The following is a 23,720-nucleotide window of genomic DNA, read 5'->3' as shown; positions in this document are numbered from 1 at the left end:
CTGTGTTGAACCGGGGAATGTTAAGGCAGTGGGGTGGCCGGGTGCCAGAGCTGTTGTGGCGGCAGCGCGGGCATGTCGCCATCGACAGGAAGCCAGCGCCAGGCGGGTGGGTTTCCGTCGGTGCCCAGTGTTGCGAAACCTGGCGTCGGGGCGTCGCCATGGCTGTGGTCACGGTCTATGAACAGAGGGTATGGTGCAGTGCCGCAGTCCAGAAGGCTGGCCGCAGCCAGCACTTGATCGGGCGGCGCGTTGTACCGCAGCCCTTTGGCGAAGCTGCGCCTGTGGCGCACCAAGGCGTTGATCAGTTGTCGTTCCCAAGCGTCTTCCACCGGGAGCCACTGGGCAGTGGCCAGCATCAGGGTCATTTCGACGAGGGCGGGGGCGCCGGCCTCGTCCAGCCGGAAGGTGGCCATCACGATCAGGTGCAGATCGGCTTCTGTGCCCCAGAGGGTGAGTTCCCGCTCGAAACAGCGGCCCATTCGGCGATACAGCGCCTCGTCCAGCGTGAAGGCCTGGTCTGGGATGTGTTTGAGGGTGGCTGTGTGACCGTAGCGGGAGGGTGCGATTTCTTTGACTTCCGCCACCATCAGCATCAGGGGTTGAGGTTGACCCGGTCTGGGCGTGGCCCGTGCCCATTGCCGCTGGCGCCGCGCTTGGATGGCGTCGCGCTGTTCCACCGAAAACACCTCCGGGATGTAGAGGCTGGCCTGCAGGGGCTGACCTTGGGTGGCTTTGTTTTCTGCCGCCTGCAGAAGATGCCGCCGCACAGTGGCCCAGTGGCGCCGGCCGACGAACCCGGGCTTCCAGTGGGTGAGTTCGGCCTGATCCCACAGGTAGTGGAGCAGGGCGCGCAGGCCGAGCTTCTGGCCCTGTGAGGCCACGCTGCTGCTGGCGTTGCCCGCCGCCGGTTGCACGTGGCGGCCGGGCAGCTTGGTCATGGGGAAGTCCAGCCTGAGCGCGGTGACGCCTGTGACCGGGTTTTCAACGATGGCGGAGCCCACCAGCGGGCCGAGCCCTGAAAACTCGGCCGGTGGCTCGTAGGACGGGCAATCGGTGGTGTGCTGCCAGCCGGTGTTGGGCATGCGCTTGATGACGTAGCCATCGCTCAACCGGGCCACATACATCTCAACGCCTGGAGCGTATGGCCGGCACAGGCAGCGTGGGCGCAGGTGGTGGGCGTGGGCTTTGGCGATGGCCTCGGGGAAGTCGGGCATGGTCCGATCCCAGCGCTGACCGCCAATTTGATAGGCGGGTACCGGTACGGGCGGGCTGTCCACATCGCCCCCTCAGCGCGCTGGCGCGGCCCGTTCTCGGGTGCGTTGTTGCTCCTGCGTCGGCGCGACGACGGGCCTTTGTGATGGCGCGTTCTTGTCGTAGAGCTTGACCTTGGGTACCTGACCTTCGCGGATGCGTTGGGCGAGCTTCTGTTCTGCCGCTGCCATGATGGCTTCGCGCCGCTTCTCGGGCACACGGTTGGCCACGAGGATGGCCTCGATGGCGGCGAGCACGGTCTTGCGCCCGCCGCTGCCTCGGCCTGCGGGTTTGTCGGCAGCGTTGTTACCGTGGGCCGCACCGGCTTCCCGCGCGGGTTCAATGCGATTGGTCTGTCGAAGCTCGCGCTCCACCTTGAGGCGCTCCTGGTCTGCCAGGTTGGGCTCGTAGCCCAGGGTTTTGACGCCACGGGCGGCCGCTTCCAGCCAGACCATCCGCCGGAAGTCTTCGTTGCCGGTCACCCGGAGGGATTGCCAGTTGCGGGCTTCGGCCACATCGACCATGGAGCGCGCCACCGACGGGCTGTTGGTGTCGGTGGCCAGCCGGAAGGTGGATTCGGTGAAGGCGACGCGCGATGTGTCCCCACGGAAGCGGTATTCGGTGAGGCCGATGTTCAGGTCGCCCAAGGTGACCGGGGCGCGCTTGATGATGTAACGGTCCGTCAGCGCGGCCTCCAGTCGGGCCACGAGCGCTTCGCGTTCGGCCTGGGCGTCGAGCCGGGCTGACGCCTCAGACGGAGCCACTTCTGGCGCGGCTTTCTCTGGGGGCGTGGTTGGGGACGGGCGTTGTGGCTCGCGCGGCTCTTCACGCTGCCATTGCCCATCCACCTTGTGAACGAACGACTTCTGGCCTTTCGCGTCCAGCGCCACAAAACGGTTGGCGCCGAGTTGGTCGGCTTTGGCCGTCATGTCCAGGTAGCGGTCGCTGCGGTAGGTGAGGTCGGCAAAGGGGTCGCGCAGTTCGTAGCGCTCGCCCGGTTCTGGCTCGGGCGTCTGGAAGGTGCGGATGGCGACCAGGGCGCGGTCGGCAGGCTCCACCGTGCCGCCCACGGACGCGGGGGCATCCGATGCAGACCGGTCCGCGCGGCGGGAGGGTGCGGCTTTATCGTCCATGGGTTTCTCCTTGGGTGATGAGGTCTGATGACCACGGATCAGGGTTGAGGCGCTACCGTGGCTTGTGTGGACATGGGGAGGGCGCGGTACAGCTCGATCTCAACCCGGCGGTTGAGGTGTCGGCCCAGTGGGCTGCGGTTGTCGGCCACGTGGTCGCCGCTGGGTTGGTGGGTGGCGCGGATGCGCATGGGGTCCACGCCGGCAGCGACCAGGTAGTCGCGCACGGCGTCGGCCCTGGCCTGGGCGATGCGGCTTTCGGCAGATGAGTCGCTGATGCCGTCGGTGCGACCCCGCAGAACGACGAGCGGTGACGCTTTGGCTTCGTCCGCCAAGGTAGCGGCCTCGGTGGCAGGGATCGACACGCGCGTGCTATTGAAGGCGAAGTACACGGTGTGCACGCGATTGGCCATCGCCTTCTCTTGCATCGACGCCAGCAGCTGTTGCCGCGCCGCCATGTGGGCCAGCGTGGCGGCTGTGGTCTCGGCGAGGCGGTCGGACTCGACGGCCTGGATGCGTTTGTTCTGCAGATCGTTCTTGCAGACCTGCAGCTCCACGGCCATCTGGGCGTTGGCGGGGCGCTTTTGCGATTCGTCCACGGTGGGAGGTTTGGGGGGCGAACTGCAGGCGCTCAACAGGAAGCTCAGCAAGGCGATCAAGGCAATGCGGACGAGGGTCGGGTTCATGGGTTCTCTCCCAAGGTTTCGAGACGCAGGGGCGCCACCACAGGTGCAACTTCCAGGGTGGAGGGGGCGGGATCACTGTTTTCTTCGTCGGCGGGTTCGATGGTTCCGCCATCCGCTTCTGGCGCTGCGAACTGACAGAAGAAGTCGATGCAGGTTTGAGCCGCTTCGGCTGCAGAACCTTCCAGCTTGTCTTTGAGGATCGTGATGTCGTGGGCCAGCTCTTCAACGTGCACCGCCTTTTTGTCTGGAGGGAGTTCGTCGTCGGCCACGCGCCAGCGTTGCTGGGCTTTGGCCAGGTGCAGGTCCATGTCCATCGGCTTCACTTCGGGTGCGGGCATCAGGCGCGCCGTGAACGCCCTGTCCTGGAAGTAGCGGATCTTGTCGCCCAGGATCGGTTTGCAGTTCTCGAAGATCACCACCAGCCGGTCTCGGCCAAGCTCCTTGAATTCCTGCGGCAGCAGCAGGGCGCGGCGCTGCTCGCTTTCGTTGCGGCTGACGGTGCTGTGGCCGTGTCCGCTGAACGAGCGGCTGCGCCCTCGCGAGGTGGCGCGCTCGGTGAAGTGGCCGAGCATGGCGCTGTACTCATCAGCATCGCGCTGCTCGCGGGGCGCAAACAGAATCTGCAGGCCGTGGTTGGTGGCGAAGGTGCGGGCCTCTTTGTCGCCGTAGACCGCGTCCAGCTGCGACATGGCCTGCACCACGGTGAGCAGGCGCAGGTTGTAGCCCGCCAGGAACGCCGCCGACTGGGAAATGATCCCCACGCGCCCCATGGCGGCGAACTCGTCATTGACCAGCAGGCATTGGTGCTTGAGGGTCTTGTCCTGCTCGGGTAGATGCTGCGTGTTGAGGCTGACCAGCTGAGAGAAGAAGAGGGCGAGCAACGGCCTGGCGTTGGCCAGCCGGTTGGGCGGGATGCGCACGTAGATCGACATGCGCTGCCGCCGCAGCTGGCCCAGGTCGAAGTCGTCGGCGCTGGTGGCCGCATCAACCACCGCATCCGCGAAGATGGTCAATGGCGCGTGGAAGGTGGCCACGACGCTGGACAGCGTGTTCTCCGAGTTGCTCAGCAGCCGCTGCAGTGCGTCCACACATTCGTCGGAAAAGGGCTTGTCGGCTTCCTTGCGTTGCTTGATCAAGCCATTGAGGTGGTCTTTCAAGGAGCGACCCTGGCCCGAAGACTGGCGCAGCATTTCACCCACGGTGCGGGGCAGCTCTGGGGTTTCCAGCAGCAACAGGCCCAGGCCCAGAAACAGGTTGCGCGCCTGGTCGTTGAAGAAGGCTTCGGACGAGGTGCCGCTGCCGTCGTTGGGGAAGAACACTTGGCCGATGCCCAGCAGATCGCCCACCCGGTGCAGCGGGCTGGTGCGAACCGCCGTCAGCGGGTTCCAGCGGTGGCTGCGGGCCTGTTCGTCGAAGGGGGAGAAGGCGTAGACGGACTGGCCGTGGGCGGCGCGGTAGCCCGCCGTGATGGCGTGGTTTTCTCCCTTGATGTCGAGCACCACGACGGAGTCGGGCCAGTTGAGCAGGTTGGGGATCACCACGCCCACACCCTTGCCGCTGCGGGTGGGTGCGGACAACATCACCGACAACTGACCGGGCAGGGCGAGGTAGCGGCCTTTGAATCGGCCGATCAGGATGCTCGGAGTATCGGGGCGGTTGGCGGAATGGATAAGGCCCGCGCGTGCCACTTCGCCCGCCGAGGCAAAACGCGCGTCGCCATGCAAGGCTCGGCGTGGTCGGGCGGCAGCGAACAAGGCGCCGGGCAGGATGACCAGAAGTCCGATACCCGACAGCGCCATGGCGGTCAGAAGTCGTTGACGCAAGATGGCGTCGTCGGCGTAGAGCTGCCAGTAGGTGCCGATGCTGCCCCAGCGGGCCTGCCGGGGGTCGGCCTTGCTGAGCACCAGAAACAACACCCCCGAGACGTAGACCGCAGCACCGAACAGGGCGGTGGCCACGAGCGTTGCGAAGGCGCCAGCGGCAACCCTTCGGCCCATGGACCAGCTGGCGAAGGGCAGGGCCAATGCCTGGCTCATGATGACGCCCCCTCGCTGGCGGCAAAACCAGACTCCACAAGAGTGCTGGCGCGCAGCGGGTGGTGGCCGGGTGCGTGATGCCTGCGGCGGGGTTCGTAGGCCACATCGGCGATGAAGCGGCCCCTTTCGTCCCGGTCGAACTGCACGATGACGTCGATCACGATGCGCAGCAGGCCCTTGATTTCATCCATGCGCAGGCCGCCACCCGCGCCGCTTTCGCGGATCATCAGCGACATCTGTTCCAGCGCCAGATCGCAACTGCCGGCGTGCACGCTGGTGATGCTGCCGGGGTGTCCGGAGGCGGCCAGCCGGATGAAGGAAAAACACTCTTCACCGCGCAACTCGGCCAGGAAGATGCGGTCGGGCTTCATGCGCAAGCAGGCTTCCAGCAAGGACTTGGCGGTGACCCGGGCCGTGCCCTGGGCGTCCTTGCTGTAGAACAGGTGGACCACGTTGGGGTGGTTCGGAAGCGTCAGTTCGGCCGTGTCCTGGATGGTGATCAGGCGCTCGTGTTTCGGTACCTCTTCGACCAGGCCTTTCATGAAGGTGGTCTTGCCCGAGCCGGTTTTGCCACTGACCACGATGGTGCGGTGGTGGCGCACGGCCAGGCGCATGAAGTCGGCGTAGCGCCCTGCGGCTTTCAGGGCCAGCAGTTCCCGCTCAAAGGGCTGCAGGCCGTCGTTGTGCTCCGGGTTCTGTGTGGCGACTCTTTCGCCCACACGGCCAAACAGGCCGTCCTGCTCGAAGTCGCTCAAACGGAGCACCACGTTCGACGGTTTGCGGATGGTGATGGACACAGTGCCGCGTGGCACCGCGGGCGGTATGGCGAACTGGATGCGTTCGCCGGTGGGCAACGTGGCCGAAAGCAGCGGGCGTTCCTGGTTGATTTGCTGGTCGCAGTAGGTGGCCAGCGCAGTGGCCAGGGACAAACAACGCTCCTGTGTCATGGCCGGTGCGTTGACCGTTTGCCAACCATGGACCGTTTCCACCTGCAGCTCGCCGGGGCGGTTCACGCAGACCTCCAGCATGCCTGGAGCGTCCAGCTGTTCGCGCAGCGGGCGCAGGAATTCAACTACCGAGGTGGCGTCGCCGCACCAGCCGTCGCGCGGGTCTTCTTCAATGCCGGGCAGGGTGTTCATCGATGCACCGGCTGGAGTTCGTAAACCGAAGAAAAGTCCACATCGCGGGCGACGTAGATGCCCACGATGCCGCCTTGGTTCTGGTACAGCAGGGGCGGGATGTTGATGGTGCTGTCCAGCACCTTTTCCGCCAGCTTGCTGGTGTTGTCGGTGGTGGACGGCAGCACGATGGTGTCGGCCTGCTGGTCTTGAGACTGGTTCTGGATCACCAGCTTGACCGAGTCATCGATCAGCGAGAGCAGCATGGCCGCGCCGATGCGTTCGCCCCAGCGGTTGTCTACGAAGCCATCGATACCGGACTCGCCCAGCTGGCCAGTGCCGGGCGACTCGATGTCCACCGTCACGCCGTGCGGCGTTCGCACCCGTGTCCACAACACCGGGATGCGAACCATGCCGGGCCGGACGGAGGAGATGCGGTACTCCCCGTCCAGGTGCGAGCCGCGCTCGATCAGCAGCACGCGCCCGTTGTCGCCGTACACGTTGCGCTGGACCTGGCAGCCCACCAGGCCTGACGTGGCGCTGATCACCCTGGTTTTGAGGGCGCAGGTAAAGGCTGTGCCCTTGGGCAGGGTGAGGCTGCGGTCGCCCAGCGTGCTGGCCGCGACCTTGGGGGTGGCCGAACCTTGCAACTGACCGCCGAACAGCCCCGCAACTGGAGCGGGCAGACCCGCACCCGGTGAGGCGCCTGCCATGGAGCCCATGGCACCCAGGTTGGCCGTGTTGCTGCCTTGTCCGCTGGCCATGGCCGTGCTCTGGGTCAGGTTGTCGAGCAGTCCCTGCAGCTGGCGTTGGTAGGCCTGCAGGTTGCGGCCGGTGTTGGCGACTGGATCGTCTGGGTTCGCCGAGGCGTCGCCGGGCACCGTTGCATTCGGCATCCCTGACGTTCCAGAGAGCGCGCCAGGACGTAAAGACACGATCAGCACCGGGGCATCATCGGCCGAGGGGCCTTTGGGCGAAGCAGGCGCACCACTGCGGACTCCAATGGGCTCAGCGACCTCGTTGGTCGGCAGCAAAGCGGGTATGCGCGGCGTAGGTGGTGCCGTCATGTCCAGGGCGCGTGTCCCTGCGCTGGCTGCAGAAGGCTTGTCCCGGACCATCTTGGAATCTTCGTCCGCCGCCGAATCGCTGGTGAGGTAGCGGTTGATGGCGAAGCCTGCGAAGAGCACCAAGGTCAGCACCATCATGCCAAGCCCGAGCGCCCCTTTGCGCGACCAGTTGCTGCTGCGTGCCTCCGTCACCTGGGGGATGCCAGCCTCGCCTGGCAGCGGGGTGATGGTGTTGCCGTCCGGTGGCTCAGCGGTGGACGGACCTTGTGCGTTGGCTTGATCGTTCATTGCTTGACTCCGGTGGGGCGGTTGTCGAGAGATGCGTTGGCTGCCTTGAGCACCCGCAGCACACCCGGGACGGTGGTCGCACCTTCCGCCGGGGAGCCATCCAGATCGAAGGCCTCGTTCCAGATGCCGACCACCGCCATGCCAGCCCGCAGCATCAGTTGTCGGCTGACGCGGTCCACGACCAGTTGATCGTCTTCCATTCGGGCGTTGACCAGGGTCTCGCTGCCGTCGCCGAGCACATGGAACACGGCAGGCACTTCGCGGTTGCCTGGGAATCGCAGGTAAGTGAACCGCCCGTCGTCGTAGACCAGGGTGGGCACGATGTCTTGCGACCCGTCGCCCTCGGCCAGCGAATACTGGGTGTTCATCACGGTGGGTTTGGCCTGCAGTCGCTCAGCCACCAGTTGCTGGGGTGTGGGTGCTGGCGGAACCGGGGGCAGGGCAGCGAGCGCAGCGATGTCCTGCTGCGTCAAGCCGGAAGTAGGCTTGGGCTGACGCGGTGCCTTGACGCTCAGACGATAGACCGGTTGCTGGCGGTCGCCGTCCGGCAGCACCACAAAACGCAGCGCATGCGTGCGCCGGTCGGTGACCACGGCCAGGTTGTTGGGCGCATCCGCACCGGACTTGGCTTTGACGAACAGGGTTCGCCCGCCCGGCTGAGCCGCCACGCACCAGACAGCTTCCGCCTTGCTGCAGTCGCCGCCCTGGCCCACGGCCACTTCGGTGATCACCTCGTCCTGGTCAAACACGACCAGGGTCACCATGCCCCGTTTGACCGGAACGGTCACCACCTCCAGCGGGTCGTAGACCACGGCGCGCAAGCGCGGGTCGGTTGGTTTCGCTTTCGTCTGAGCGAACAGGCCCGAAGAAAACAAGCAGGCGATCAACACAGTCAAGGCGGTGCGCTTCATGGCCGTGCTCCCTGAGGCTGGGTGTTGATCTCCGGGTCGGACCGGTAGGCGGTGACCACGAAGCCGAACGGGTTCTCCAGCCGGTCGGCCTCTTTGGCGAGCACCTTGGGCTGGTACTGGTAGACGATGCTGGCCACGTGGCGGGTGGTCACGTCTGGCAGGTTGCGGTCGGTCAGCCGAACCACCTTGTCGTAGGTGACCGTGGCGTCGCTCAGGTTGCCGCTTCGCCCGGAAGCCCGCAGGCGCACCCCCACGATGTTGATGCGCCATTCCTCAGCGGCGCCGATCTTCTTTTGCAGCGCCCCGTCGCCTTCGAACTGTCGGTTGTATTCAGCAAAGACACCCGGCACGGCCATGCGCGCCACCTGGTCAAAATCACGCTGCAGGAACATCCAGCTGTAGCTCTCACGCGCTCGCACGAAGGCCGCCAGGTTGTGTTTGTCCAGCGCCTCCATGGCGGGGATGGTTTCTTCGCTCAGCCGCTGCTGGACGGTGGTTTCGCCGGTGACGCGGTCCACCACGATGGGGATTTCCACCACGCGGCGCAGTGGCCCCTGCACAAACACGGCAGCGATGCCGATCAGGCCGAGCACCAACCCTGCGATCGCCACGCGCCAGGCCCGGCGTTCCGAGCGTTCCAGCATCAGGGCACGATCGATTTCCCAGTCGCGGTTCGCGTTGAATGGCGCCGATTCGGCCTCTTTCGCAGGCTCAGGGGGCCGTTTTGGCCATGCGGCGGCTTTACCTGACAACAGGATGGCACTCATGGGGTTCTCCGTTGGGACTGGGTGGCGGCGGGACTCAGGCGGTGTTACGGCAGAAAGTCCGCCACCTTGCCGGTGCGGCCCAACATCTCGTACTGCCGTTCGCGCTCGCGTGAACGAGCGATGCGCTCTTCGCTGTCGGCCATGCCTTGCAGCATCTGCACCTGCGACACCTCGTGGGCGAGCAGGGCGTTTTCAGCGCCGATGCGGGCCTGGATTTCCAGCACCGACTTCTGGTCAGTGGTCGCATTAATCTGGGTCATCAGCGACTGGATCTGGGTGAGGCGGCCAGCGGCAGCTTTCATCGCGTCCTGCAGCAAGCCCTTCTGCTGATACGGCTGAGCCAGCGCGGCCTGGCAGCTGGTGCGCGCGTCGCCGGTGAGGTCCATGCAGTTGTAGACCATGTTCAGATCGCGCAGCACTTTCGCGGTGGCGTTCAGCCCGCTGTAGCCCGAGGTGTTGACCGCGTTGAGGAGCGTGAAGGCTTCGGCCGGGACGTAGTTCTTCAGCAGCGGGTTGTTGAACACGTCGCCCAGGTTTCGGATGCCGTTGATGCTCTCGATCTGGGTTTGCAGCTGTCGAATCTGCTGAATCTGGTTGTTGATCTTGGTGATGTCGTTGATGACCTGCTGCACGGTCTGGACCAAGTTGGCGACATCGATCACGGGAATGCCGGTGGCCCGGGCGTGGTTGGCGCCCAAAGCAATGATGACGGCAGCGGCAACTTTGAGGCGGGTGTGCATGGTGAACTCCTGGGTTGGGTGGGGTGGTCAGGACCGGCCGCGTTGGGCGGCGAGTTTGTAGGCGGCAGAACGGGCAGCGCCGTAGCCTCGGCGGGCCATGGCACTGGCGTAGCGTCCAGTGGAGCCGGCTGCAACGCCCGCGGCGTACGGCAGACCTGTGCCAGACCGGATGACGCCACCTGCGCCCGAAGCGGCACGGGCACCGCGTGACGAACGCAGGCCCGAAACCATCATCGCGTTCTGGATCATCTGAATGCCTTGCTGAATGGCGGCACCGCCAGTGAGGGCAGAGGCCAGGCTGGGCGCCTGGAAGCAGAGAATGGCCATGAGGATCATGAGCACGCAATAGCGCGTGGCCTCGCCCAGGACATTGAAAGTGCCGCCAAGAAACCCTCCACCGCTGTGAATGGCCAAGAAAATTTGGTTACCCATAAAGGCGCTCAATCCGAGAGCGAAGAAGGCAAACCAGGTGAGAACCACCGCGTTCAACACCATCGACAACCAGCTGTCAAAGAAGCGGGTGGTCGGCCGCCAAGCCAGGCAGAGGATGAACAGCGGCCCAACGGCGATGACGAACGTCAGGAAAAGCTTGGCCAGCGTGACCACAAACAAGCCAATACAGAGGAACAGCACCGAACCGATGGAGAAAATGGCGCCCGCCAGCACGAGGTCCAGCCGGAACATGCTGGCCTCTTTCATGATGTCGGCCACCTGTGCACTGGCGTCGTCGTTGAACTTGTCGAGCAATGCGTAAGGCGAACTCACTGTGCTGGGGTCCACGCCCGACGGCAGAAAAGTAGAGGCCACGCCCATGGCCAGCGCATTGGCGGTGTCCGACACGTTGCTGATGTAAAAACCGGACTGGAGCGCGAAGGCCAGCACCAGGCCGATCTTGAACACCTTCCAGGCAAAGGTGGGCACTGTTTCAGGCACCTCGTTGCGCAGCACCGCCCACCCGTACAGCGCGACCCAGATCGTCATCGCCGTCAAGGCGATGGGTGCGATGGCAGCCATCAGCGCCGACACCACCCCCAGCACATAGCTGCTCAAGATGGCGTCAAACTGTGACCCGACCCAGGCGAACATGCGACGCTCCAATGTTTATTGAACGGCGGAAACCGGAAGGTTCAGGGGTGGCCTGGCGTGCATGTCCACGCACTTTTTCGCCAAGCTCGGGTACTGGCACCAAAGCCAGGACGAGCCCTTCTTTGCGATCCACAGACGGGAGATTTTTTGCGTCCCGTAGGTGGACGATCTGCAGCTTGTTGGGCGCGCAAAGGGCTCCGTGCATTCGCGCAGACCAGCGGGTGTTTCCACCATGTGCCAGGGTCCTGGATGGCAACCCGCAGCAGCGGCGCAAGGTTTCAACTTGCTGGCTGATCCCGAAGTGGGTATCGGTGGAATTTCGACCACGACTTTTCCATCAGGCAAGACCTTGACAGCTTCGTTGCCCTTGACGAACTGGGCAGAAGCGGCGCCGGTGGCCAGCGCCAAAGCGATCAACGCGAAAAGTCGAGCGTGGGTCTTCATGAAGCTCTCCTGGATGTACGGGATTTGCGATCCTGAACCTCGCGCAGTAGCTCTGGAAGCCACAGAAACGGATCGTTACCGTGTCGTTCACGAACGGTGTCGAGCAGGGCCACGTTGTCGGTGGTGGCTGAGAGCACGGTGATGAAATCGTCCATGCCGCTGAGGTCCAGCTCGCAGATGGCGCTGCTGTGGCCTTGCTTGACCAGGAAGCGGCGCCCGCCCTGCGCGCCCAGGCTGCGCACGATGCCGAACTCGGCCTCGCTCAGGCCAAAGCCTTCGACGTACTCCTCGCGCACCGCTTCTGGGTTTGCCAGGAAGATCTTGGTGACGCTCTGTTCGACCATGGTCCGCCCGATGGGGTGGCGCAGCACATCGGAAGGGCTCTGGGTGTCGAAGATGCCCAGGCCGTTTTGCTTGCGGATGGTCTTCTGCTTCTGTTTGGCGAAGTCGCTGAAGATTTCGTGGTCCAACGCTTTCCAGAACTCGGAAATCACGTAGATCAGCCGTTCGCCGTTGACCAACTCTTCCATTACCTGCAGCAGGTAGAGCATGACGGGCGTGCGCACTTCGGGCAGGTCCAGAAACTCGGTGGTGTCGAAGGCAATCACCGATGCGGCGTCCAAGTCCATCAGCTGGTCGTTGGCCTGGTCGAACACCCACCCAAGGGCACCGCCCTCACACCAGCGCCCCAGCCGCTCATACAGGCTGTTCTCGCCCGACTTCGGCAGGTTCTGCCGGATCGTGGAGAAGCGGCGCAGGGCCGGCGGCATCATGGACACGGTCTTCACAGCGTCCGCGATGGCGCGTTCATCGGCAGGCAGCAGCGGCAGGGCCGGGGTGGCGATGCAGGTGCGGATCAGCTGCTCCCAGAACTGGATGCGCGCCGGGGTGGGATCGCGCTGCAGCGGGTTCAGGTGCGTGGGCTTGCCAGCTTCCAGGGTGAAGTACCGGCCATTCAGAGCCCGGATCGCGATCTCGCAGCCTCGGTCCAGATCGAACAGGACCAGGCGCGGCACCGGGTCCCACTTGCGGGTGAGTGTCAGCAGGAACATCTCCAGCGTGGTCTTTCCGACGCCGGTGGACCCGATGATGATGGTGTTGCCCGGCAGCTTCTTGTCGGCAGAGTCTTCTCCTTCAGGGCTGCTGTGCAGGTTCAGATAGAAGGGCTGGCCCGATGGGGTGCGCAACAAGGCCAGCGCTTCCCCCCAGGGGTTGCCGTCGCGCTTGCCCCGGGCAAAGTTGTGACCGCTGGCCAGGGCGGCAAAGGCTCGCGATGACAGCTTGGCATCGCGCGGGCGCCACTGCCAGTTGCCCGGCATCTGGGCAAACCAGGCTGCGTCGGCCACCAGATCAACCGGCGACATCTGCAGGCTGGATGCTTCGCCCACCGCACCAATCGCTTGCGCGGCCCGCCGCCCGGCATCGGCCAGGCTGTCTTCGCCGGGTTGACCGAACACCACCAGGCTGTAGTGGTACTCGCCCATGCAGAACTGCCCATCGCCCAGCTCGTTGAGCGCTTCGTCCATGTCCGCGATCTGGCTGGCCACCACGTCGTCGCTGGCGATCAACTGGTCGCGCTGCAGTTCCAGCACCCGCATGGCTTCGCGCCTGGGAAGTATCGAAAAGCTTTGGGTTTCGATGAATTCGCTGTCTTCGTAGAGCAGCGAGTTCAGGATGCCGGGCTCGACTGCGTCGGCGTATTCCTTGATGTCCACCAGGGCGGCGCAGCGGCGCTGTTCACCATGACGCAGCTCCAGCTTGTCGCCGCCGAAAGACAGACGGGTGGTCGGCAGGGTTCGGTAAAGCGGCCCGGCCGCCAGCGGCACTGGCCTCCAGCAGCCGTTGACCAGGTAGCCCAAAAACTCCGCCAGCTCTGAATACTTGCGCTCGCCCTGCGTGCGTGCCCCCAGCAGTTGAGGGCCGAAGCCGCGCAGCACCCGGTGCACGAAGGCGGTTCTTTCTTCCATCACCCGCAGGGCTTCGGTGTGCGCTGCGGCAATTGCCGTCTTTGAGCGCTGGGTCGATTGCAGCGCGCGGCTGATGCGCGAGGTGCTGGGCCGGTAGACCAGCGTCAGGTACAGCTCGTTGCTCATCATGGCGCGCTCACCCAGCTTGGCCTGGTAGGCCTGCGAGAGGTCGTGTGCAAAGCCGGGTTGCGGTGGGTCCTCCAGCCGGTCCTGGACCTTGCGGTGCAGCCGGTGTGTCCACACGGCCCACTGGCCACCCGCCAGGTTGCGCAGCAAGCTGCACAGGGCTTCATGCCGGTCGGCGATCAGGTGGTCATCAGCGCATTCAAAGGCCACGCCGTCGAGACGCCACACGCGCATGAAATCCCCGCCACGCGTGATGACGTCGTGCTCGCTGACCAGCGAAGAGAAGGGCACAAACCGCGTGAGCGGGTTTTCCTTCAGCGCCTGTGTCCAGTGACGCGGCTGCGCCTTGTTGGGCGAAGGCTGCGCAGGTCGGCCAGGTCGCCGAAGTGCCGCAGTGCCAGATCGGTCAAACATGCCAAACATCGGAGCCTCCCCGGTAAAGCGTGGGCGAGTAGCTGCGCGCACGCCAGAACCGGCGGTTGCGGTCGTGCAGCTTCAGCTTGAGGGCCACAAAGATCTGCCGGAACCGCTGGTCGTCGCGGGCTGTCAACCAGCGCATCCAGAGCAGGACCGGCGCGAAGGACAACACCACGCCCAGCGCGATCCACCAGCTCACCAGGATGCCGCCCCACATGATCAGCAACATGCCGGTGCCAAACAGGATCACCAGCGGTACCAGCGGAATGCCCAGCTTCATGGCCGGACGCGTGGCGCCCTTGTAGATGGCTTCGGCTTGCATGGTCGGCACCTTGAGCCGTCAGCTGACGATGTAGCTGGCGAAGGCCGCCGCACCACCCACCAGCGTGCCGCCAATCAGCACGTTGGCCACATCGGCCAGGCGTGCGCCTTGAAAGATCATCTTGAAGCCAGCCCAGATGATCGCGATTGTCACCACCGCTATCGAGATCGTCACCAGGATGGTGTTGACGTTGGTGACCGTCGTGTTGATCTTGTCGAAGCCCTGCGCCCAGCCCTTGGAGGCTACGGCCAACATCAGCAGGGCGGTTGCGGTGTGGCGCTGGGGTACGAAGAGACAAAAGCGGTTCATGACGGCTCCTTCATGGGGTTTAGTGGACTGACTCGAATGGGGTTTCTGGCAGCGGCGACCACCTTGCCCACGTAGCCATGGCGAAAGCCGGTGGAGAAGTTGCCGCTGTAGTAGCAGGAGAGGGCGGCGCGCAGGGCGGCCTGGTCGGCCGATGCCCGAGCTGACTTTCGTTGTGCTCGCTCGAAACACTCCATCAACACGGTCTGCATGGCGGCCAGGTTGATGCAAGGCTCGAAGGCTGTGGACAGCGACAGGCCCAAGCGCGGGAAGTTGCCCACGTTGATCTGCCCCAGGCCGACGCTGAAGTTCCGCCCGGCGGCCTGCAGCGCTCTTGCCGTGGCAATCGCTTCGGTGCGGTGGCGCGGCTGGCGTTGCAACGCACCACCGACCACACCAATTGCCCAGGGGTTGAGGGCGCTTTCAACGGTGACCAGGGCGTGTGCAGTGCTGGCGTGTACCTGAGGTGCGCAGGCCATTGCGAGTGCCAGGAATGTGGAGGTATCCATGACGACGGTCCTCAATACCCAGCGTCTGCGGTTGGCGCAGGGGGCAGGGCGGCCTTCCAGGCTGCGTGCTCGTCGTCGAACCGGGTGTCCCAGCTGCCCAGCTGGGCTTTGGCGGCCGGACTGAAGTCTGTGACGGTGTCACCGCTCATGTTCCACCAGGTCCGCGTGAACGGTTTGCCTTCGATGGACACAGACACAGCACCCGAATAGTCACAGGCGTAGATTGGGCCGCTTTCCGATTCGTGGACCCGGGTGTACTGGGGCGGACAGTTGCCCGGGGCTCTGGCCCAGGCGTGGTGGGCCGAGTTGCCTGCACCGGCCATACCGCACGACGGGAAGCCCTTACCACGCGCCAGATCGCGAAGCACTTGCCGGATCGGTGGCACACACTGCGGGATCGCCTTCCAGCTCGGTGCCGCGAAACACAGCAGCACCAGGCAACCATCGACGGCCCGAGCCGCGGTAGGGGCAAGGAGCGCCAAGCTGAGCAACAAGCCGGTGGCTGCGCTGGTCAACGTTGTGGTCAGGCTTCTTGGTAGGTCTGCCGATCCGGCAGTACGGTCGCTCAGGGTGTCTGCGTGCGATGGATGGTTCATGGTCAAGCCCCTTGGTTCGACGTTGCTCTAGATGCGGCTTGGTTGCCTGCGCTCTGAGCACCGTGAAGTCAATGTAGGGCTTGAAACCCCCTGCGTCACTGCTGGATTTGGGCTGTTTTCCAGCACATTCGTTGCGCGCGAGGCCCCTGCCGCCTTGGCGCGCCAGAAAAAGGAAACCCGGCGCGAGGGCCGGGTAAATCAAAGTCGCTGTCACATGACTTTTCAGGGAGGAGGGACGGCTGTTCAAGGCCGCCCCAGACAGATTGTCGACGCACTCCAAGCTGCACGGCTATGAATTTTTTCGAAAGATATCCATAAGCGATCTGATCGCGGTGCGTGTCACGCGATTAATGCGAACACGTTTTCCCACGTACTGTGATGTGTGTCGCGCTTCTGTTTTCGATTAAAGGGAGCAGCACTTTGCGGCTTACGGCAGTCGGGGGACGTGACCGACCCGAAAGCGCCGGTGGCACTTTTCCAGTCGAGCGACAAGTCACTTTGGAAGTGGTCATGTGCGGATGCTGTCGAGAAATTCGGTCTTTGTGACAGCAGTCGTTCGCGTGTGGGTCACCGGCGATAGGCCCCCGTCTGTGGCGGAATGACCGCACTCGAAAGATTGCAACTGGCGATGAGGACCTTGACCTGTCCTCGGATGCCAGAGAAAGCAAGTCCCAATCCAGTCACTCGATCTCGTCGGTGCCATGAGAAGGAACCACGGCTGACCGCTGGAAACTTCGCTCGTTCAGCGAGATACTGCCTGGTCACCCATACCGGAAGGGTCAACCATGACTTGTGAATCCTTCGACGCGATCATTGTTGGGGCCGGTCAGGCAGGTCCCGCCATCGCAGCGCGCTGTAGCAAGGAGGGCCTGCGCACCGCTGTCATCGAGCGCGGACACTTTGGGGGCACCTGTCTCAACGTCGGCTGCGTACCGACGAAGACCCTGGTTGCGAGCGCGCGCGCCATGCACCTGGCGCGCCGCGGCGGCGAATTCGGCTTCGATACCGGTGAGCTCCGGGTGGACATGGCCCGTGTCAAGGCACGCAAAGACGGCATCGTCGGCAAGTCGCGCGAAGGACTTGAATCCTGGATGCGGAGCCTGAAGGACACCGAAGTCATCGTTGGAGAGGCCCGCTTCGTGGCCGCAGCGACGCTGGAAGTCGGCGGACGCCGCTTGACGGCACCGCGCATCTTCCTGAACGTGGGCGGCCGCTCGGTGCGCCCCGATATTCCCGGCATCGACACCGTGCCCACACTCGACAACGTCTCGATCCTGGAGCTGGACCGCGTGCCCGAACACCTGGTCATCGTCGGTGGCAGCTACATCGGTCTGGAGTTCGCGCAGATGATGCGCCGCTTCGGAGCGGAGGTGACCGTAGTGGAGCGGTCGCCGCAACTGCTGTCCCGTGAGGACCCGGATGTCTCTGCCGGCATTCGATCGATCCTGGAGGGCGAGGGTGTGCGCTTTGCCCTGGCGTCGGAGTGCATCTCGCTGTCGCGCGAAGGCCAAGGGATCCAGGTCGGCGCGGCCTGTGGCGACGATCGGCCCAGCATCAACGCCAGCCATGTTCTGCTGGCCGTGGGCCGGCGACCGAACACGGAAGACCTGGGTCTGGAGGCCGTCGGCATCCAGACCGACGACCGCGGCTACATCACGGTCGACGATCAGTGCCGCACGACTTCCGATGGGGTTTGGGCGGTGGGCGATTGCAACGGCCGCGGCGCCTTCACGCACACCTCGTGGAACGACCACGAAGTCGTGGTCGCCAACCAGTTCGACAACGATCCGCGCCGCGTCTCGGATCGCATCGCTTGTTATGCGCTCTTCATCGACCCGCCGCTCGGCCGTGTGGGCATGACAGAGACCGAGGCGCGCGCGACCCTGGCCCAGGGCCGCCAGGTGTTGCACGCCCAGATGCCGATGCAGCGCGTGGGGCGCGCGCGCGAGAACGGCGAAACCCAGGGGTTCATGAAGGTGCTCGTGGATGCTGCAAACCAGCGGGTGATGGGGGCCGCGATCCTCGGCCTCCATGGTGACGAGGTGGTCCATGGGCTGCTCGACACGATGGTGGCCCAGCAGCCCTACACGGTGCTCTCGCGAGCGATGCACATCCATCCGACGGTTTCGGAACTGGTGCCAACGCTGATGCAGCAACTGAAACCGATGGTCTGATCCGTCAGCGCATTCGCCCTGCGCGGGCGTCGCGACATGAGCCGTTGCTGTCGTCATCGCTGACGCTGTACGACTGGGGGTTTATGGCGCTGGTTTCACGGCGGGCAACTTCGCTTTGTCGCAAGAGCTGCTCACACCGGTTGCTGTGGGCGCGATCTGCGCTTTCAACGGCTCATTCATGGTCAAGCGCATTGTTCATAAGTGAGGCGCTTTTTTGAGTTTGTCTGCGACCAATCCTGGCTGTCTTCGCTCAAGCACAAGACTCACCTTTGGGGGGGGGGCTCCACGCCCCATTTCGACCGGTTGCGTCGTCAGCCAAAACGCATGTTGCACCAATATTCTAAATATCGTTAGAATGACGGTATGAAAAACCGTCAACTCAAAGACCTGCTCTACGAACAGGTCGCCCGCATCGGCAAAGCCCTGGCCAGCCCCAAGCGGCTCGAACTGCTGGAGATGCTTGCGCAGGGCGAAAAGTCGGTCGATGCGCTTGCGGCCGAGCTGTCCATCGACATCAAGCTCGCCAGCGCCCACCTGAAAGCCCTACGCGACGCCCGCCTGGTGACCAGCCGGCGCGAAGGCAAGTTCATCCACTACCGGCTCACCGGCCCCGACGTGGCGGGCCTGGGCGTGAAGCTGCGCGAGGTGGCCGAAGAACACCTGCTGGAGTTGCGCCTGGCGCTGGACCAGATGGCGGCGAATCCTGGCCAGCTCGCTCCGGTGGACCGCGAGGCCTTGATGGCGCAGGCGCGGCGTGGCGAAGTGGTGGTGATCGACGTGCGCCCGTCCGACGAATACGCCGTGGCGCACCTGCCGTTCGCCCGCTCCATGCCGCTGGCCGAAGTGGAGCAATACCTGGCTTCTTTGCCGCGCGACAAGGAGATCGTGGCGTATTGCCGTGGTCCGTTCTGCCTGCTCTCCGACGAAGCCGTGGCCTTGCTGCAGGCGCGCGGCTACCGCGCACGCAAGGTGTCCGACGGCGTGAGCGAGTGGCAGGCCGCCGGGCTGCCGCTGGAGCGGCAGGCTGATTGAACATGAACCAGGAGATCCCCATGAGTGTTGTGCTTTTCATCCTCAACGACGCGCCCTACGGCAACGAACGCGCCTACAACGGCCTGCGGCTCGCCGGCACCCTGACCGCCAAGGCCGGTGTGCAGGTTCGCGTGTTCCTCATGGCCGACGCCGTGGGCTGCGCCAAGGCCGGCCAGAAAGTGCCCGAGGGTTACTACAACGTGCAGCTCATGTTGGGCAGGGTCTTGCGCAAGGGCGAAGTGGCCTTGTGTGGCACCTGCATGGACGCGCGCGGCCTCGGCGAGGCCGACATGGTTGAAGGCGCGCAGCGCTCCACGCTGGCCCAGCTGGCCGACTGGACCGCCGAGGCCGACAAAGTCCTGGTTTTCTGAATGACTCGACAGCCCACCATGTTCCCAGGCCGTCGCAACGTACTCCTGCTGGCCGGCAGCCAGGCCCTGATGCTCTCGGCCATCGTGCTGTCGATGAGCCTGGCCGCCATCCTGGGTGCCTTGCTGGCGCCCGACAAAAGCCTTGCCACGCTGCCGGTGGCGGCGATGGTGGTGGGCACGGCCATCGCTTCGCTGCCAGCGGCCATGCTCATGCGCCGCTGGGGCCGCCGCACAGGTTTCCTGATGGGCGCCGGCCTGGGTGTGACGGGTAGCGCAATGGCCGGCTACGCCCTCTGGCAGCAATCGTTTGAGCTGTTCGTTCTGGGTCACCTGCTGCTCGGCAGCTACCAGGGCTTTGCCAATTACTACCGCTTCGCCGCCGCCGAGGCGGTGGACCCGGCACACACCACACGGGCGATTTCCTGGGTGGTGGCGGGCGGGGTGGTGGCCGCGTTTGTGGGGCCGCAACTGGGGCAATGGGGGCGGGACTGGTTCATCTCAGGGCCGTTCGTGGGCTCGTACCTGGCGCAGGCCGTGCTCAGTGTGGCGGCGCTGGTTTTGCTGTCGCAGGTCCGGCTCAAGCCGGTGGCAACCGTGGCGGTGGGCACGGCCCGGTCCGTGTGGGAACTGCTGTCGCAGCCCTTATTGCTCACATCGATCCTGGGCGCGGCGGTGGGCTATTCCGTGATGATCATGGTGATGACCGCCACGCCGCTGGCCATGCTGGGCTGCGGCTTGCCGGGGACGAGCGTCACGCCGGTGATCCAGTGGCATGTGGTGGGCATGTTCGCGCCGTCGTTCTTCACCGGCAACCTCATCAAGCGGTTCGGTGCGCCGCGCATCATGCAGGCCGGTTTCGTGCTGCTGCTGGCGCATGTGGCTGTGGCGCTGTCGGGCCTGGAATTCCTGCACTTCGCTTCGGCGTTGGTCTTGCTCGGTGTGGGCTGGAACTTCGCCTTCGTGGGCGGCACCGCGCTGCTGACGCAGACCTACCGCCCGGCCGAACAGCTGAAGGTGCAGGCGATCAACGAGTTCCTGGTGTTCGGCCTGGTAGCGGTTTCCACCTTGTCCGCAGGCTGGCTCTACGACCGCTACGGCTGGGCAACGCTGAACCTCGCTGTGGTGCCGTTCCTGGCGCTGGCCCTGCTGGCTTCTGTGAGCACCGAACTGAAGACCGTGCGTCTGCGGAGGGCCCTATGAAGTTTGAACAATTTGTCTTTGCCAACGAGCCGCTGATCCGCATGGCTTTCTTCTTCGGCGTGTTCGCCCTCGTCGCCCTGTGGGAACTGGCGTCCCCGCGCCGCGCCCTGCAGCTCACCCGGCGGCAACGCTGGACCGCCAACCTCGGTATCGTGTTGCTCAACACGGTGATCGTGCGCTTCGTGTTCCCGACCGCGGCGGTCGGCATGGCAGCGCTGGGTGTGGAGAAGGGCTGGGGGCTGCTCAACAACTTCGCCGTGCCGTTCTGGCTCGCGGTGCCGCTGGCCGTGGTGGCGATGGACTTCGTCATCTGGCTGCAGCACGTGATGGTGCACGCCGTGCCTGCGCTGTGGCGGCTGCACCGCGTGCACCACGCCGACATCGACTACGACCTCACCACCGGCACGCGTTTTCACCCGCTGGAGATCGTTCTCTCCATGGGCATCAAGTTCGCCACCATCACGCTGCTGGGCGCGCCGGTGCTGGCGGTGGTGGTCTTTGAGGTGGTGCTCAGCGCCTGTGCCACCTTCAACCACGGCAACATCCGCTTGCCCGGCGCACTGGACAAGGCCCTGCGCTGGTTCCTCGTCACGCCCGACATGCACCGCGTGCACCACTCGGTGGAAGACGACGAGAGCAACTCCAACTTCGGCTTCAACCTGGCCTGGTGGGACCGTCTCTTCGGCACCTACCGCGAGCAGCCGCGCGCCGGCCAGCTGGGCATGACGATTGGCATTCACGGCCACACCGACCCGCACGAGGTGGCACGTTTGACCGGCATGTTGCTGTTGCCGTTCAAGGGCGAAGTGACTGACTACGCCATCAATCGCCGCAACTGGACCCCGCCCGCTGCGGACGCCAAGCTCTGAACCCGCCACGATTGACCCGAAACACACCGATGAACATGCCCATTTCGCGCCGACGCCCCATCTTGTCCCTCACCGGTCTGTTGCTTTCACTGGCGGCCATTGCTGCCGTGCTGCTGGCCGGCATCGGCTACCGTCAGGGCTGGTGGCACTTTCTGCAAGGCCTGCAGATCGCCGAGTGGGCGGTGTACGCGGCGGGGCTGGGCCTGGTGCTGTCGCTGGCGGGTGCGATCACCTCGCGTCCGAGCCTGCAACCGCGCCGGCGCGGTTTCGCAAGCGGTTTGCTGGGTGTGCTGCTGGCACTGCCGGTGCTGGGCATGGCGCTGCAGTGGGAAGTGGCGACGCGGACCACGCCGCCGATCAACGACATCAGCACCGACACCGAGGACCCGCCGGTGTTCTGGGACATGCCCAATCCCACGGAATACCCTGGCGAGAAGTTCGCCACCTTGCAGCGCACGGGTTACCCAGACATCGCGCCGCTGCTGGTCAAGCAGACACCCGACGCGGTGTACGCCCAGGCGCTGGCGCTGGTGAACGAGCGCGGCTGGGCCGTCGTGGCCAGCGACGCGGGAGAAGGCCGCATTGAGGCGGTGGCGAACAGCCGCTTGTTCGGCTTTGCCGACGAGGTGGCAGTGCGCATCTCTCCCGCCGACGGTGGTGCACGCGTTGACATGCGCTCGCGCTCGCGCCTGGGCAAGATCGACCGCGGCACCAACGCGAAACGCATCCGCGCCTACCTGGGCGATCTGAACCAGCACTTGGGCCAACCCTGACCGCGAAACACCGGGATGGCGGAAAGCCCTATGCCCGCATGCTATTCATTGCGCGACAATATCAGCATTTACTTATTTGTAGACCTCCCATGAAGCTGCAACACCTCGCCCTTGCCGCCCTCACCGCCACCAGCCTGCTGCTGGCCCCCGCCGCCCATGCCGACAAACAGGCCGACGCGGTGGACGTGATGGAGGGCTACCTCGAATTCGTCGACTACGGCGGTGGCGTGATCTTTGCTGAGCAGATTCCGGCCGACGAGTGGAAAAAGATGCTGGTGATCGACGCACGCGACGCCGGCCAGTTCGCCAAGGGCCACATCCCCGGCGCCATCAACATGGACTGGCGCCAGGTGCTGGCCAAGCGCAACACCATCCCCAAAGACAAGCCGGTGCTGATCTACTGCAACACCGGTTCGCTCTCGGCCCAGGCCGGTTTTGCCATGCGTGTGGCGGGCTGGGACAACCTGCGCATCCTGCAGGGCGGCATGGAAGAGTGGAAGGCCAAGGGCGGCTTCGACGCAGCGGCCAAGGCCACCACACCGGCCAAACACTGAGCCCGATGTCGAGCACCCAGGCGGCCATCGCCGCACTGCGCCAGTCGCTCAGCGACACCATCGTCGGCCAGCACGCGCTGCTGGACCGCCTCGTGATCGGCTTGCTGTGCGGCGGCCATGTGCTGGTCGAGGGCCTGCCGGGCCTGGCCAAAACCACGGCGGTGAAGGCGCTGGCGCAGGGCATCCACGCGCCGTTCAAACGCATCCAGTTCACGCCCGACCTGCTGCCCGGCGACCTCACCGGCACCGACATCTACGACCCGCGCAGCGCCGATTTCCATTTCCTGCCCGGCCCGCTGTTCAACGACATCATCCTGGCCGACGAGATCAACCGCGCACCGGCCAAGGTGCAGGCGGCCCTGCTCGAAGCCATGCAGGAACGCCAGATCACCGTCGGCGGCCAGACCCGTGCGCTGCCCGAGCTGTTCATGGTCATGGCGACGCAGAACCCGGTGGAGCAGGCCGGCACCTACCCGCTGCCGCAGGCCCAACTCGACCGCTTCATGCTGCACGTGAAGCTTGGCTACCCAAGTGCCGACGAAGAAATCCACATCCTGCGGCTGGACCGCGAGCGCGCGCTGGCCGAAGGCAGCGGCCAGGCCGCCGCACAGCCGCTGACCGTGAGCACGGCCGATGTGCTGGCCGCGCGCGCCGAGGTGCAGCGTGTGCACGTGTCGCCGCTGATCGAGGCCTACGTGGTCGCGCTGGTGCGCGCCACGCGCGAGCCCGGTGCGTTTCGCCCCGAATGGGCCGGCGTGCTGCAGAACGGCGCCAGCCCGCGCGCATCGCTCGCTCTGGTGAAGACGGCGGCCGCCTGGGCCTGGCTGCAGGGGCGCGACTTCGTGGCACCGCAGGACGTGCAGGCGCTCGCGCCCGACGTGCTGCGCCACCGCATGGAGCTGGGGCTCGAAGCGCGCCTGCAGGGGCTGGACCGCGACGTGCTGCTGCAAGGCCTGATCGCGGCCGTGCCGGCACCCTGA

The 23,720-nt window shown here is 65.0% G+C and carries 23 protein-coding genes; 8 read left to right on the top strand and 15 right to left on the bottom strand.

Going from position 1 to position 23,720, the window contains the following annotated elements; translation table 11 throughout:
* Positions 1 to 20 precede the first annotated feature (20 nt).
* From AB7F11_RS16260 to AB7F11_RS16190, 15 genes are all read right to left on the bottom strand, one after another.
* Positions 21 to 1,277, bottom strand: coding sequence for a DUF1173 domain-containing protein (locus tag AB7F11_RS16260; RefSeq protein ID WP_428300149.1), 1,257 nt, complete (start codon positions 1,275 to 1,277; stop codon positions 21 to 23).
* A gap of 9 nt (positions 1,278 to 1,286) precedes the next feature.
* Complete coding sequence (locus AB7F11_RS16255) at positions 1,287 to 2,384, bottom strand: LPD7 domain-containing protein (protein WP_428300148.1); 1,098 nt, start codon at positions 2,382 to 2,384, stop codon at positions 1,287 to 1,289.
* Between the two features lie 38 nt (positions 2,385 to 2,422).
* Positions 2,423 to 3,067, bottom strand: coding sequence for an OmpA family protein (locus AB7F11_RS16250; protein WP_428300147.1), 645 nt, complete (start codon positions 3,065 to 3,067; stop codon positions 2,423 to 2,425).
* Positions 3,064 to 5,103 carry a type IV secretory system conjugative DNA transfer family protein gene (locus AB7F11_RS16245; protein ID WP_428300146.1) on the bottom strand — a complete coding sequence of 680 codons (2,040 nt, stop codon included), beginning with the start codon at positions 5,101 to 5,103 and terminating at the stop codon, positions 3,064 to 3,066. The genes AB7F11_RS16250 and AB7F11_RS16245 overlap by 4 nt, the downstream gene beginning before the upstream one ends.
* A complete protein-coding gene (gene virB11, locus AB7F11_RS16240) occupies positions 5,100 to 6,242 on the bottom strand; it encodes a P-type DNA transfer ATPase VirB11 (RefSeq protein ID WP_428290176.1) in 1,143 nt (380 codons plus the stop codon). Before virB11 ends, AB7F11_RS16245 begins: the two co-directional genes overlap by 4 nt.
* Positions 6,239 to 7,576, bottom strand: a complete 1,338-nt coding sequence (virB10, locus tag AB7F11_RS16235; protein ID WP_428290177.1) for a type IV secretion system protein VirB10 — start codon at positions 7,574 to 7,576, stop codon at positions 6,239 to 6,241. The genes virB11 and virB10 overlap by 4 nt, the downstream gene beginning before the upstream one ends.
* On the bottom strand, positions 7,573 to 8,487 hold the full coding sequence (locus AB7F11_RS16230) for a TrbG/VirB9 family P-type conjugative transfer protein (RefSeq protein WP_428290178.1): 915 nt from the start codon (positions 8,485 to 8,487) through the stop codon (positions 7,573 to 7,575). Before AB7F11_RS16230 ends, virB10 begins: the two co-directional genes overlap by 4 nt.
* Positions 8,484 to 9,254, bottom strand: a complete 771-nt coding sequence (locus AB7F11_RS16225; RefSeq protein ID WP_428290179.1) for a virB8 family protein — start codon at positions 9,252 to 9,254, stop codon at positions 8,484 to 8,486. The genes AB7F11_RS16230 and AB7F11_RS16225 overlap by 4 nt, the downstream gene beginning before the upstream one ends.
* A gap of 44 nt (positions 9,255 to 9,298) precedes the next feature.
* A complete protein-coding gene (locus AB7F11_RS16220) occupies positions 9,299 to 9,994 on the bottom strand; it encodes a type IV secretion system protein (protein WP_428290180.1) in 696 nt (231 codons plus the stop codon).
* A 27-nt stretch (positions 9,995 to 10,021) separates the two neighbouring features.
* Complete coding sequence (locus tag AB7F11_RS16215; RefSeq protein WP_428290181.1) at positions 10,022 to 11,080, bottom strand: type IV secretion system protein; 1,059 nt, start codon at positions 11,078 to 11,080, stop codon at positions 10,022 to 10,024.
* A 440-nt stretch (positions 11,081 to 11,520) separates the two neighbouring features.
* On the bottom strand, positions 11,521 to 14,031 hold the full coding sequence (locus tag AB7F11_RS16210) for a VirB4 family type IV secretion/conjugal transfer ATPase (protein ID WP_428290182.1): 2,511 nt from the start codon (positions 14,029 to 14,031) through the stop codon (positions 11,521 to 11,523).
* Positions 14,024 to 14,356: a type IV secretion system protein VirB3 gene (locus AB7F11_RS16205; protein WP_428290183.1), complete on the bottom strand. Its 333-nt coding sequence runs from the start codon at positions 14,354 to 14,356 to the stop codon at positions 14,024 to 14,026. The genes AB7F11_RS16210 and AB7F11_RS16205 overlap by 8 nt, the downstream gene beginning before the upstream one ends.
* A gap of 18 nt (positions 14,357 to 14,374) precedes the next feature.
* The gene (locus tag AB7F11_RS16200; protein WP_428290184.1) at positions 14,375 to 14,665 is read right to left on the bottom strand and encodes a TrbC/VirB2 family protein; all 291 of its coding nucleotides are present in this window, start codon (positions 14,663 to 14,665) and stop codon (positions 14,375 to 14,377) included.
* Entirely contained in the window at positions 14,662 to 15,171 is a 510-nt protein-coding gene (locus tag AB7F11_RS16195) for a lytic transglycosylase domain-containing protein (RefSeq protein ID WP_428290185.1), read from the bottom strand. The genes AB7F11_RS16200 and AB7F11_RS16195 overlap by 4 nt, the downstream gene beginning before the upstream one ends.
* Before the next feature lie 11 nt (positions 15,172 to 15,182).
* Positions 15,183 to 15,320 (bottom strand): hypothetical protein, encoded by a 138-nt coding sequence (locus AB7F11_RS16190; RefSeq protein ID WP_428290186.1) that lies wholly within the window; start codon positions 15,318 to 15,320, stop codon positions 15,183 to 15,185.
* A 1,232-nt stretch (positions 15,321 to 16,552) separates the two neighbouring features.
* Between AB7F11_RS16190 and AB7F11_RS16185 the strand changes: the two genes are divergently transcribed.
* The 8 genes from AB7F11_RS16185 (at position 16,553) to AB7F11_RS16150 (ending at position 23,720) form a co-directional block, all read left to right on the top strand.
* Positions 16,553 to 17,941, top strand: coding sequence for an FAD-containing oxidoreductase (locus tag AB7F11_RS16185; RefSeq protein WP_428290187.1), 1,389 nt, complete (start codon positions 16,553 to 16,555; stop codon positions 17,939 to 17,941).
* Between the two features lie 363 nt (positions 17,942 to 18,304).
* Positions 18,305 to 18,973 carry an ArsR/SmtB family transcription factor gene (locus AB7F11_RS16180; RefSeq protein ID WP_428290188.1) on the top strand — a complete coding sequence of 223 codons (669 nt, stop codon included), beginning with the start codon at positions 18,305 to 18,307 and terminating at the stop codon, positions 18,971 to 18,973.
* Positions 18,974 to 18,993: 20 nt separating this feature from the next.
* Positions 18,994 to 19,344 (top strand): DsrE/DsrF/TusD sulfur relay family protein, encoded by a 351-nt coding sequence (locus AB7F11_RS16175; RefSeq protein WP_428290189.1) that lies wholly within the window; start codon positions 18,994 to 18,996, stop codon positions 19,342 to 19,344.
* 18 nt (positions 19,345 to 19,362) lie between these two features.
* The gene (locus AB7F11_RS16170) at positions 19,363 to 20,544 is read left to right on the top strand and encodes an MFS transporter (protein WP_428290190.1); all 1,182 of its coding nucleotides are present in this window, start codon (positions 19,363 to 19,365) and stop codon (positions 20,542 to 20,544) included.
* On the top strand, positions 20,541 to 21,413 hold the full coding sequence (locus AB7F11_RS16165) for a sterol desaturase family protein (RefSeq protein ID WP_428290191.1): 873 nt from the start codon (positions 20,541 to 20,543) through the stop codon (positions 21,411 to 21,413). The genes AB7F11_RS16170 and AB7F11_RS16165 overlap by 4 nt, the downstream gene beginning before the upstream one ends.
* Positions 21,414 to 21,442: 29 nt before the next feature.
* Entirely contained in the window at positions 21,443 to 22,186 is a 744-nt protein-coding gene (locus AB7F11_RS16160) for a DUF1499 domain-containing protein (RefSeq protein WP_428290192.1), read from the top strand.
* 89 nt (positions 22,187 to 22,275) lie between these two features.
* Positions 22,276 to 22,740 (top strand): rhodanese-like domain-containing protein, encoded by a 465-nt coding sequence (locus tag AB7F11_RS16155; RefSeq protein WP_428290193.1) that lies wholly within the window; start codon positions 22,276 to 22,278, stop codon positions 22,738 to 22,740.
* 5 nt (positions 22,741 to 22,745) lie between these two features.
* Positions 22,746 to 23,720 (top strand): AAA family ATPase, encoded by a 975-nt coding sequence (locus tag AB7F11_RS16150; protein ID WP_428290194.1) that lies wholly within the window; start codon positions 22,746 to 22,748, stop codon positions 23,718 to 23,720.

It is taken from the genome of Hydrogenophaga sp., from assembly GCF_050250835.1.
Classification (GTDB): domain Bacteria; phylum Pseudomonadota; class Gammaproteobacteria; order Burkholderiales; family Burkholderiaceae_C; genus Hydrogenophaga.
The sequence above is the reverse complement of the archived record's forward strand: the minus strand, read 5'-3'. Positions and strand labels throughout refer to the sequence as shown.

Bases quoted from the DNA above. Each gene is read 5' to 3' on its own strand.
- AB7F11_RS16165 (WP_428290191.1), top strand. From the start codon at position 20,541: ATGAAGTTTGAACAATTTGTCTTTGCCAACGAGCCGCTGATCCGCATG.
- AB7F11_RS16170 (WP_428290190.1), top strand. From the start codon at position 19,363: ATGTTCCCAGGCCGTCGCAACGTACTCCTGCTGGCCGGCAGCCAGGCC.
- AB7F11_RS16225 (WP_428290179.1), bottom strand. From the start codon at position 9,254: ATGAGTGCCATCCTGTTGTCAGGTAAAGCCGCCGCATGGCCAAAACGG.
- AB7F11_RS16160 (WP_428290192.1), top strand. From the start codon at position 21,443: ATGAACATGCCCATTTCGCGCCGACGCCCCATCTTGTCCCTCACCGGT.
- AB7F11_RS16220 (WP_428290180.1), bottom strand. From the start codon at position 9,994: ATGCACACCCGCCTCAAAGTTGCCGCTGCCGTCATCATTGCTTTGGGC.
- AB7F11_RS16175 (WP_428290189.1), top strand. From the start codon at position 18,994: ATGAGTGTTGTGCTTTTCATCCTCAACGACGCGCCCTACGGCAACGAA.
- AB7F11_RS16245 (WP_428300146.1), bottom strand. From the start codon at position 5,103: ATGAGCCAGGCATTGGCCCTGCCCTTCGCCAGCTGGTCCATGGGCCGA.
- AB7F11_RS16190 (WP_428290186.1), bottom strand. From the start codon at position 15,320: ATGAGCGGTGACACCGTCACAGACTTCAGTCCGGCCGCCAAAGCCCAG.
- AB7F11_RS16205 (WP_428290183.1), bottom strand. From the start codon at position 14,356: ATGCAAGCCGAAGCCATCTACAAGGGCGCCACGCGTCCGGCCATGAAG.
- AB7F11_RS16200 (WP_428290184.1), bottom strand. From the start codon at position 14,665: ATGAACCGCTTTTGTCTCTTCGTACCCCAGCGCCACACCGCAACCGCC.
- AB7F11_RS16185 (WP_428290187.1), top strand. From the start codon at position 16,553: ATGACTTGTGAATCCTTCGACGCGATCATTGTTGGGGCCGGTCAGGCA.
- virB11 (WP_428290176.1), bottom strand. From the start codon at position 6,242: ATGAACACCCTGCCCGGCATTGAAGAAGACCCGCGCGACGGCTGGTGC.
- AB7F11_RS16250 (WP_428300147.1), bottom strand. From the start codon at position 3,067: ATGAACCCGACCCTCGTCCGCATTGCCTTGATCGCCTTGCTGAGCTTC.
- virB10 (WP_428290177.1), bottom strand. From the start codon at position 7,576: ATGAACGATCAAGCCAACGCACAAGGTCCGTCCACCGCTGAGCCACCG.
- AB7F11_RS16195 (WP_428290185.1), bottom strand. From the start codon at position 15,171: ATGGATACCTCCACATTCCTGGCACTCGCAATGGCCTGCGCACCTCAG.
- AB7F11_RS16215 (WP_428290181.1), bottom strand. From the start codon at position 11,080: ATGTTCGCCTGGGTCGGGTCACAGTTTGACGCCATCTTGAGCAGCTAT.
- AB7F11_RS16155 (WP_428290193.1), top strand. From the start codon at position 22,276: ATGAAGCTGCAACACCTCGCCCTTGCCGCCCTCACCGCCACCAGCCTG.
- AB7F11_RS16150 (WP_428290194.1), top strand. From the start codon at position 22,746: ATGTCGAGCACCCAGGCGGCCATCGCCGCACTGCGCCAGTCGCTCAGC.
- AB7F11_RS16255 (WP_428300148.1), bottom strand. From the start codon at position 2,384: ATGGACGATAAAGCCGCACCCTCCCGCCGCGCGGACCGGTCTGCATCG.
- AB7F11_RS16230 (WP_428290178.1), bottom strand. From the start codon at position 8,487: ATGAAGCGCACCGCCTTGACTGTGTTGATCGCCTGCTTGTTTTCTTCG.
- AB7F11_RS16180 (WP_428290188.1), top strand. From the start codon at position 18,305: ATGAAAAACCGTCAACTCAAAGACCTGCTCTACGAACAGGTCGCCCGC.
- AB7F11_RS16210 (WP_428290182.1), bottom strand. From the start codon at position 14,031: ATGTTTGACCGATCTGGCACTGCGGCACTTCGGCGACCTGGCCGACCT.